This window comes from Brevundimonas sp. (assembly GCF_044239655.1).
Lineage (GTDB): Bacteria > Pseudomonadota > Alphaproteobacteria > Caulobacterales > Caulobacteraceae > Brevundimonas.
Genome location: NZ_JBIIAY010000121.1, coordinates 1 through 9168, shown reverse-complemented (window position 1 = coordinate 9168; position 9168 = coordinate 1). Strand labels below are relative to the sequence as shown.

Sequence of the window (9168 nt, the reverse complement as noted above, 5' to 3'; positions counted from 1 at the left end):
GCTGCAGCCGGTCGGCCATGGTCAGCATGTCCGAGAACTTGAGGCCGAGCTCGTGCTGGGCCGGGGCCACCTCGTGGTGGTGCTTCTCGGGCTGCATGCCCATGTCGCGCATCACGCCCAGCATCTCGGCGCGCAGGTCCTGGCCGGAATCGACCGGGTTGACGGGGAAATAGCCGCCCTTGGGCCCAGGGCGGTGACCCATATTGCCCTCGGTGTATTCCGAGCCCGTGTTGGCCGGGAGTTCGATCGAGTCGTAGGAATAGCCGGTGTTGCCCGGCTGGGTCGTCCAGCGCACGTCGTCGAAGATGAAGAACTCGGCTTCGGGGCCGAAATAGACCACGTCGCCCACGCCGGCCGACTGGATGTACTGTAGGGCCTTCTTGGCCATGGAGCGGCTGTCGCGGTTGTAGGGCTCGCCGGTGTCCGGGTTCATCACGTCGCAGAACAGGAACATCGTCGTGGCCTGATAGAACGGGTCGATATAGGCCGTCGTCAGGTCGGGCTTGAGCAGCATGTCCGACTCGTTGATCGCCTTCCAGCCGGCGATCGAGGAACCGTCGAACATCGTGCCTTCGTTGAGGAAATCCTCGTCGACCAGGTCGATGTCGAAGGTGACGTGCTGCAGCTTGCCCTTGGTGTCGGTGAAGCGGACGTCGACGTATTTCACGTCCTTGTCCTTGATCTCTTTCAGGATCTTTTCGGCGGTGCTCATTCTCGGGTGGTCCTGTTTCTTCTGGGGAGAGAGGGAACGCGAACGACCGCGCGGACGCGGCCGGGTACTGTAGTCGTCAGACCGCCTGTGCCCCGGTTTCTCCGGTGCGGATGCGGATGACGTCGATCACATCGGTGACGAAGATCTTTCCGTCGCCGATCTTGCCGGTGCGAGCGGCGGTCTGGATGGCCTCGACCACGGCCGGGTAGAGGTCGTCGGAGACCACCACCTCGATCTTGATCTTGGGCAGGAAGTCGATGACGTACTCCGCCCCGCGATAGAGCTCGGAATGGCCCTTCTGGCGGCCATATCCCTTGGCCTCCAGCACAGTCATCCCCTGCACTCCGATGTCCTGGAGCGCCTCCTTCACATCGTCCAGCTTGAACGGCTTGATGACGGCTTCGATCTTCTTCATGGGCACCCCGTGACCGGCGTTTCGAACAGCCGGTCGCTCGGGGACGAAAGGGACATCGCATTGCGGTATAAGGCAAGGGCTGCCTTCGAATTTTCCTCAATGTGCGGCCCCGGAAACGTCATGACGCAAGAATATTCCACGCCCGGATCGTGGCGCGCACTGTTTCCCTGGCCGACTCTGCAAACCCACAAGCATGAGAGGGGCAGGCTGGGGGTGGTTTCGGGTCCGGCCCTGAGGACCGGCGCCGCGCGGCTGTCGGCCAGAGGCGGCTTGCGGATCGGGGCCGGGCTGGTGCGAATCCTCTGCCCCCCGGACGCGGCGCTGGTCGTCGCGGCGGCGGTCGAGGCGGTCATGGTCGACGAGTTCGCCTCGCCCGAGGCCCTGATGAAACTGGCCGAGCCGCTGGACGCCGTGGTCATCGGGCCGGCGGCGGGTCTGGGTGAGGGGACGGTGCATAATCTGCAGGCCCTGGCCCGGACGGGCGCGGCCCTGGTGGTGGACGCCGACGCCCTGACAATCTTTCGCGACCGGCCGGCTGTGCTCTTCGCCTGTCTGGATCGTGACGACGTGCTGACGCCGCATGAGGGGGAATTCGAGCGAATCTTCCCGGGATTGCTGGCACAGGGCCGGGAGGCGGCGGCGAGGGTCGCGGCCGGACAGGCGCGGGCCGTGGTGGTGCTCAAGGGACCGCAGACGGTGATCGCCGCGCCGGATGGCCGGATCGCGGTCAATGACAACGGCGTGCCCTGGCTGGCCACGGCGGGCAGCGGCGACGTCCTGGCCGGGATGATCGGCGGCCTGATCGCCCAGCGCATGGACAGTTTCGAGGCCGCGCGGGCTGCGGTCTGGCTGCATGCGGATGCGGCAGCGCGATTCGGTCCCGGCCTGATCGCCGAGGACCTGCCCGAGATACTGCCTGCGGTGCTGGCGGGCCTTCGTCCGGCGTGACCGGGGCCCGCCCGCCGGGCGTCAGGGCAGGGGACGGACGTTGTTCGTGGCGCTAATCTCCTGGGGTTCGCCGTCCAGCACCAACCGCACCCTCGATCCCACCGGGGCGGACCGGGGTGCCGACAGGGTCACCGTCTGGACCTTGGGCTGAAGGTCATCGGGTGCCGCCAGGCTTGCGAACCGGGTGCTGGCCAGCACGGCCCCATCCGGTCCCTCGAGGACAACGCGCCCGGCCGGAGAGGCGACGCCCCCCAGGCCGTGGACCGTGACCGCCAGCCGCCCGCCGCGCCGCACCACATCGTCCACGCCGATCCCGACGTCGGGCCGGGTGGCCATGGCCGGGCCTGCCTCGGTCAGGGCGAAGGTGACGACGCTGGGTCCGGGCGGCAGGGTCACGGGCAGGCCCTCGCCGGGGCCGAACGCCACGGTCGATGCGGCGCCCGCGTCCGGCCGGTCGTCGCCGTCCGCGTCGGCACCCTGCGTCACCGTCCATTGCCCCGGCGTGACCTGACCGCCTGATATCGTTGCCGCGACATGCCGGTCGGCCAGGTTCCAGACCACGACGCGGAAGCCGTCGGCCGCCGGCTCGCGTACCAGGATCGCCGTCTTCAGCGCATCCTCGGAGTCTTCGAAGCGCCAGCTGATCCGGTTGCCCGGCACGATCCGGTTGCGCGCATGGGCGACGCCGCCCAGCCGAGCGCGCTGCATCTGGTCCGACGGCACATCGACGCGGTCGGACCACCAGTGATCCTCGGTCTGCATCGTCATCCGCACCGAGGCGAAGCGGATCTCGTCGGCATACAGCCGCTCCAGCAGCGAGCGGTCGCCGGTCTCGGCAGCGGCAAAGGTCAGGGCGTCCGGCGAAGCGCCCGGTCTGGCGGCGGCGGCAACCCACCCCTGGCTGATCTCGGGGCGTCTGAGCTCGCGCGCGACGTCGGCGGTGATGCCGGACCAGCCCGGCGTTCCCGGCTCGCCCATCGGCGTCAGATATTTGGCGTCACCGGTCCAGCGATACGACGCCCACAGCAGCATGTTGGTCGGCCCCAGACCCGTGCCGCGCTGGGCGTCCGTTGTCCAGTTGATGTCGGCGGGCCAGGTAACCCCGCCGTCCGCGCCCGGCTTGCCGTGCGCCAGATAGCCGTCGGCCAGTTCCAGCATGAGGGCCCTCAGACGCGGAGAGCCGTTGTAGTCGACCAGTGCATATCCGGGATGCAGGATCAGGTTCGACTGCGACTTGGACCAGTCCCAGGGCGTGTCGCGCGCGAACAACGACCCGGAGAAGTTGGACGAGATGATATGCCGGTGGCCCGCTGCGTTGATCTGGGTCAGGTCGCTGTACCGACGCGCCGTCGCCATCAGCCGCTCGATGGTCTTGGGGTCGCCCCGGTTCAGCATGGCCGCCTGGCTGATCGCGTTGACGCCTTCCTCATAGACGTGAAGCTCGTCGGTCTGGATCATGCCCAGGCCGTTGTCCCACATGCCGTTGCGATAGCTGGCCTCGATCAGGGCCAGCAGGGAGGCGTTGAACTTGTCCGGATCGACGCCCATCAGGGCCGGGCCGACCCACTGGTTGGTCATGTCGGTGTCGTCGGAAATGCCCCCGCCGAACTCGCCCTCGACCTGGCGGTTGTCGATCCACCAGTTGATGAAGGTCCGCACCTGTTTCAGGTCCTCGACCTGGCGGAAGGCCCACAGCGGCACGCCCGCCGGCGGCGTGGCCTGGGTGAAGGCGGGCAGGGGCTGGGACGCGTTCCACTCGCTCCAGTAGGCCCGGCCCTCGACATTGTCGGGATCGACCCGGAGCAGGTCGGTCAGGTCCAGATAGAATTGGTCGAACAGGGCCAGGTCGCGTGTGATCTGGCGTTCCTCGACCAGGAAGCCATAGCTGTCCTTGATCTGCATCAGCCGGTCGGCGACGTGCTCGGGCCGGGCGGCGTCGCGGTCCTTGAAGATCAGCCGCACGGCCATCCCGTCCAGGCTCTGGGCACTGAAGTCGGCGGCCGACGATGCCACGGTCAGGTACAGGCTGTTGTCGTTGTCCAGCACCCGGTCGCGCGTATCCAGGAACACCGTCCGCGCCTCGCCCGGCTTGACCGAAACATTGATGTCCAGCAGGTCGCGCAGGGCCCAGGTCGGGTCCTTCACCCGGATGTTCAGCGAGATCAGCCCGTCCGGGCCCGGCGTCGCGGTCAGGGCCGGGATCTCGAGCGCCAGCCCGTCGAGACCGCCCGCCTCCTGATAGCTGAGCGTCGGCACATTGCGGATCAGGGGGCCGGCGGCCCGGCCGCGCCGGAACTCGATCGGGATGACCACGTGGGCGATGGGTCGGGCACCGCTCAGCGCCGTCGTGCGCGGCGCGGTAGGGGCGCTGCCCGGAAGGGCGGCGACGGTGTCACGCTCCTCGGCCGGATAGCGCCCGGCGATGAAGGCCGACAGGTCGTCGGTGGCGACATAGGACGGCTCGACCCCTGCGCGCACGACATAGCGATAGTCGCCGATACTGTCGGGCACAGCGCCGGCCGTGACGTTGTAGACGCCGATCTCCTGGATCGGGGTCTCCTGCTCGACATTGACGAAGCGGATGGCGCCGCCGTCGCGGCCCTCGACACGCGTCGTCGTGCGCTCGACTCCGCGCGGGCGGGTGGCCAGGGGCCGGGGCGTGCCGGCGTCCACGATCTTGCTGGATGCGATCGTTGCGTCGACGGCCGACAGGGTGCCGAAGGCTGCGCCCTGGATCTCTACCTGGTTCCACGGTTCGTCGGGCAGGAACCAGGTCGCCGACTTGCCGCCCATGGAATAGACGTCCCAGTCCGGCAGGATGAAATAGTCGCTGCGTCCGGTCAGGCGCGACCGGTTGTAGACGCCGGGCCAGGTCGTCTCGCGGATGCCGTCGTTGCCGAACATCAGCCGCTGGGCGATGTCGCGTTGGTCGGTGAATTCGACCCGGCGGATGCGGGTCACCGGATCGGCCAGATAGGGCACCGGACCCTGATCGAAGCCGAAGCGGCGATCCCAGGCGGGCCGCCAGTCAGCCGGGGGCGGGGACGCGACCGGGTTGGCGACAAGGCTGACCAGAGCCTGAACCTCACCCTGATCCAGCGCGTGGTCATAGATGCGCAGGTCGTCATAGTCCGAACCGCGCGTGAAGCTGTAGCGGCTGTGAACCTGGATCGGCGACACGATCCGTCCGGCCGTGCCGAACTGGTCCAGGGCGGCGTCCAGCACCGCCGGGGTCCGTGTCGCCGCGACCCGCCTGCCGTCGACATAGAGGACGACCCCCTCGGCCTCGTCCCAGCTGAAGGCCAGATGCATCCAGGCGTCGGGCGCAGGCGGCTGAGGCATCTTCCACGACACCCGGACGCGGGCCAGGTTGGTGTCGGTGACGAAGGCGTCGAAACCTTCACCGTTCCAGTCAATCCGCAGGAAGGTCATGTCCCAGCTGGAATGGTTGGCATAGCCCACCCGGAACAGGACGAAGGGGGTCGGGCCGGTCGCGTAGCGAGGCCGCCAGTCGAACGCGATCGTGCCTCTCTGGGCATAGATGTTGCCGGGCGCGGACCAGGCCAGCTGCTGATCGTCGGTGCCCTCGAGATAGCCGCCGTCGGCGCCGCCGGTGGGTTTCAGGCTGATCTTGTCGGCGAAGGTGGGCTCGGCCTGACCTGCCGCCACATCGGCCGTCAGCGCCGTATCGGCCGACATCCGGAACAGCAGTCCGTCACCGGTAGGGGAGGGGCTCTGCGCCTGGGCCAGGGACGGCAAGGCGAGCCCGGCCAGAAGCGCAGCCGCGCAGGCGGTGGAGCGAAGAGCAAGCATGACTGTACCTCGGCGTCGTCCCTGTGCGGCTCGATCGACCGCTTGGGTTCAGGTTATGACACCGGTGTCTCAAAGCAAGGGGTTTGAGAGAAGCCTCGGTCGCGAACGGGTCAGGCGAGAACGCGGGGCAGTTTGAACGTCACCGTCTCCCGTTCGCCGGGATCGTCGATCATCGTCACGTCGAATCGCTCGCGGATCGCTGCGATCAGGGCCTGGATCAGCGGTTCGGGGGCCGAGGCGCCGGCGGTGATGCCGACCGTGGACACGCCGTCGAACCAGCTCCAGTCCACCTGGGACGCATCGTCGACCAGCCGCGCATCCTCCGCCCCGGCCCGCAGCGCCACCTCGACCAGCCGCACCGAGTTCGACGAGTTCGGCGAGCCCACCACCAGCACCAGGTCCGACCCGTCCGCCAGACCCTTCACGGCCTCCTGACGGTTGGTGGTCGCATAACAGATGTCTTCCTTGTGCGGGTCCGGCAGTTCGGGGAAGCGAGCCTTGAGCACGCTCAGGATCTCTGCGGTGTCGTCCATCGAGAGCGTGGTCTGGGTGGCGTAGGCAAGGGGGGCGTCGCCCGGTCGCTGGACCGCCTGCGCATCCTCAACGGTCTCGACCAGGGTGATGGCACCGTCCGGCAGCTGGCCCATGGTGCCGACGACCTCGGGGTGACCGGCGTGGCCGATCAGCAGGATGTGGCGTCCGGCGGCGTGGTGGCGTTCGGCCTCGACATGGACTTTGGAGACCAGGGGGCAGGTGGCGTCGAGATACAGCATCTGGCGCGCGCCGGCCGCCGCCGGCACCGACTTGGGCACCCCGTGAGCCGAGAAGACGACGGGCCGGTCGTCGGGGCATTCGTCCAGTTCCTTGACGAAGACCGCGCCCATGACCTTCAGACGCTCGACCACATGCTTGTTGTGGACGATCTCGTGGCGGACATAGACCGGTGCGCCGAACTTCTCGATCGCCCGCTCGACGATCTGGATGGCGCGATCGACCCCGGCGCAGAAGCCGCGTGGCGTGGCCAGACGAACATTCATCGGTCGGCGGATCGGGGAAATCGCGTTCATGCCCCTTAGGTAGCGGTTCCGGCCGCTGATCGCCACCGCGAGCGTTTGCCGCGCCTCGCTTTAGCCGCTATCAGCACCCAGCGTGGCAGGGTCGGCGCCGACCCCTGTGCAGCGCCTCCTTTCGGCTGTCGGATACTTCCCTTGATGCGTCGCGTTATCTCCGTTCAGGCAGCCGCCCTGGCTGCCGTCGCCCTGTACGCCGGTTCGGTTCCGGTCGCGGCTCACGCCCAGTCCATCCCGGGACAACAACAGGGCCAGCGCGACCGCCAGCAGGGCCAGCAGGAAGAAGAGGGTGCCAGCCGCCGTCCTGCGCGGATCGCCCCGCTGAACCAGCGCGCCAACGCTGGCCCCTGTCCCTATGTGAAGATCCTCTACGACGCCGCCCGCTACGTCGAACTGGCCGACAACCGCCCGGCCGTCGCCAATGTCGGCTATACCGGCGAGATCGAGGGCGTCACTGCCGGCTGCAGCTATCGCGGCGACGATCCGATCACCGTCCAGATGGACCTGCTGTTCAATCTCGGCCGGGGCGCACAGGCGACCGCTGATCAGCGCACCTATCGCTACTGGATCGCCGTCACCGCCCGTAACGAGGCGGTCCTGGCCAAGGAATATTTCGACCTGCCGGTGGATTTCGAGGGTGCCCGCACCGCCTCGGTGACCCAGGAAAAGACGATCGTCATCCCGCGCGCCGACTCGGAGACATCCGGTTCGAATTTCGAGATCCTGGTCGGTTTCGACGTCACGCCCGAAATGGCCGCCTTCAACCGCGACGGCAGCCGGTTCCGCGTCAACGCCGGCACCGCGCCGGTCGCCCAGCCCCCCGCTCAGTAATGGCCGACCTCAAGACCGAACTGGGCGAAGCGGTGGCCGCCGCCTTCGCCGCCGAAGGCGTGGATGCGGCCCTTGCCCGCGTGACCACCTCCGACCGTCCCGATCTGGCGGACTTCCAGTCCAACGGCGCACTCGCCGCCGCCAAGGCGCTGAAGGCCAATCCGCGCGACCTGGCGACCCGGGTCGCCGCGCGCCTGTCCGGCGATCCACGCCTGTCGGGCGTCGAGGTGGCCGGCCCGGGCTTCATCAACTTCAAGGTCGCGGATGAGACGCTGGCGACGCGGGCCCAGGCCATCGCCGGTGACACCGCACTGGCCGGCGCCTCGGCCGTGACGACCCCGCGCAAGGTCGTGATCGACTATGCCGGTCCGAACGTGGCCAAGCCGATGCACGTCGGGCACCTGCGCTCCTCGATCATCGGTGAGAGCCTGAAGCGGCTGTTCCGTCTGCGCGGCGACACCGTCTGGGGCGACGCCCATTTCGGCGACTGGGGCTTCCAGATGGGGCTGCTGATCGTCGCCGTCGGCGACGAGGGCAGGGCCGACGGCTTTCTGACCGACGGTGACGGGCCGTTCCCGGATGTCAGCCCGGTCAGTCTCGAAGACCTTGAACGCCTCTATCCGGCCGCCGCCGCCGAGGCCAAGGAAGACCCCGCCTTCCGCGACCGCGCCCGCAAGGCGACGGCCGAGCTTCAGTCCGGCCGCCCCGGCTATCGCGCCCTGTGGCAGCATTTCGTGGCCGTCAGCCGCGCGGCCCTGGAGCGTGAGTTCGGCGCGCTGGGCGTCACCTTTGATCTCTGGAACGGCGAGAGCGACGCCGATCCGCGCATGGTCGAGATGATCGCCCATCTGGAGGCCAAGGGCCTGCTGGTAGAGGACGACGGTGCCCGGGTGGTCCACGTCGCCGGCCCCGGCGAGACCCGCAAGAAGAAGCTGGCCGACGGCTCGGTCATCGAGGCCCCCAGCCCGCCGCCACTGCTGGTTATCTCTTCCGAAGGCTCGGCCATGTACGGCACGACCGACCTGGCCACCATCGTGGACCGCCGCGAGACGATCGATCCCGACCTGATCCTCTATGTCGTGGACGAGCGTCAGGCCGAGCATTTCGAACAGGTTTTCCGCGCCGCCTATCTTGCCAGTTATGCCGAACGCGGCGCCCTCGAGCATCTCGGCTTCGGCACCATGAACGGCACGGACGGCAAGCCGTTCAAGACCCGCGCCGGTGGGGTGTTGAAACTCCACGACCTGATCACCCAGGCCCGGGACAAGGCTCGCGCTCGCCTGACCGAGGCCAATCTCGGCGTCGACCTGTCGCCCGACGAGTTCGAAGCCACGGCTCACAAGGTCGCTATCGCCGCGCTGAAATTCGCCGACCTGTCG

At 68.1% G+C, this 9168-nt stretch carries 7 protein-coding genes; 3 read left to right on the top strand and 4 right to left on the bottom strand.

Features of this window, described 5'->3' with window-relative positions; genetic code table 11:
* On the bottom strand, nucleotides 1-712 hold a 712-nt coding region (locus ACILQR_RS13775; protein WP_395651966.1), incomplete at its 3' end, for a glutamine synthetase beta-grasp domain-containing protein.
* A 76-nt stretch (nucleotides 713-788) separates the two neighbouring features.
* A complete protein-coding gene (locus ACILQR_RS13770) occupies nucleotides 789-1127 on the bottom strand; it encodes a P-II family nitrogen regulator (RefSeq protein ID WP_271144491.1) in 339 nt (112 codons plus the stop codon).
* A 120-nt stretch (nucleotides 1128-1247) separates the two neighbouring features.
* Between ACILQR_RS13770 and ACILQR_RS13765 the strand changes: the two genes are divergently transcribed.
* Nucleotides 1248-2075 carry an NAD(P)H-hydrate dehydratase gene (locus ACILQR_RS13765; protein WP_395651965.1) on the top strand — a complete coding sequence of 276 codons (828 nt, stop codon included), beginning with the start codon at nucleotides 1248-1250 and terminating at the stop codon, nucleotides 2073-2075.
* 21 nt (nucleotides 2076-2096) lie between these two features.
* Here the strand turns inward: ACILQR_RS13765 and ACILQR_RS13760 are convergent, their stop codons facing one another.
* Both ACILQR_RS13760 and ispH read right to left on the bottom strand, forming a co-directional pair.
* Nucleotides 2097-5888 (bottom strand): LamG-like jellyroll fold domain-containing protein, encoded by a 3792-nt coding sequence (locus tag ACILQR_RS13760; protein WP_395651964.1) that lies wholly within the window; start codon nucleotides 5886-5888, stop codon nucleotides 2097-2099.
* A 110-nt stretch (nucleotides 5889-5998) separates the two neighbouring features.
* Nucleotides 5999-6955: a 4-hydroxy-3-methylbut-2-enyl diphosphate reductase gene (ispH, locus tag ACILQR_RS13755; RefSeq protein ID WP_395651963.1), complete on the bottom strand. Its 957-nt coding sequence runs from the start codon at nucleotides 6953-6955 to the stop codon at nucleotides 5999-6001.
* 144 nt (nucleotides 6956-7099) lie between these two features.
* Between ispH and ACILQR_RS13750 the strand changes: the two genes are divergently transcribed.
* A complete protein-coding gene (locus ACILQR_RS13750) occupies nucleotides 7100-7789 on the top strand; it encodes a Tat pathway signal sequence domain protein (RefSeq protein ID WP_395651967.1) in 690 nt (229 codons plus the stop codon).
* Nucleotides 7789-9168: arginine--tRNA ligase (gene argS, locus ACILQR_RS13745; protein WP_395651962.1), on the top strand; the 1380-nt coding region annotated here is incomplete at its 3' end. The genes ACILQR_RS13750 and argS, both read left to right, overlap by 1 nt.